Consider the following 673-nt stretch of genomic DNA (forward strand, 5'->3'; position numbering starts at 1 on the left):
TCCTGTTGTCAGTGCCGGTGGCTTTACCTGGAACCTCGGTTTCAACTACACGTATAACAACAACCTTGTTAGCGATGTATATCCCGGCCTGGACCGAATCAACATTCCGCTTTCGAACGGGGCAGGTTCAGACGTGTATGCCGCCAAAGGGTTGAACTACCCAGCACTGTATACTACAGACATTGCCCGGGTACAGAATACGGACCCAACTGGTGCTTATTACGATGCTTCGGGCCAGTTTGTTGGCCGGCCGGTGGTTAACCCAACAACGGGCTACCCTATCCTGAACACTACGCTGCAGTATCAGGGCACCACCCAGCCCAAGCACCGCTTTGGCTGGACCAACACGTTCGCTTATAAAGGCGTGTCGCTGAATACGACCATCGAGTATCGCGGCGGTGCCGTAATCTATAATTCGATCGGCAATGCGCTGGAGTTTACGGGGGCCGGTATTCGTACCACCTATAACGACCGCCAGAACTTCATCTTCCCAAACTCAGTTTTGGCGACAACCAACGCAGACGGCAGTAACTCGTTCGTCAACAACAGCAGCGTGACTACCCGCGACGGCAACCTGGAGTTCTGGACCAACTCGGGCTACCACAACGCCGGATCAAGCTACGTCACCTCGGCCGACTTCTGGAAACTCCGCGAAGTGTCCATCAGCTACGAC

1 pseudogene is annotated in these 673 nt (G+C 54.5%); it reads left to right on the forward strand.

Annotated elements, in window-relative coordinates:
• Positions 1-673 (forward strand): annotated as a pseudogene (locus J2I46_RS32655) (SusC/RagA family TonB-linked outer membrane protein); the annotation flags it as partial.

Source organism: Fibrella forsythiae, assembly GCF_017353175.1.
Classification (GTDB): domain Bacteria; phylum Bacteroidota; class Bacteroidia; order Cytophagales; family Spirosomataceae; genus Fibrella; species Fibrella forsythiae.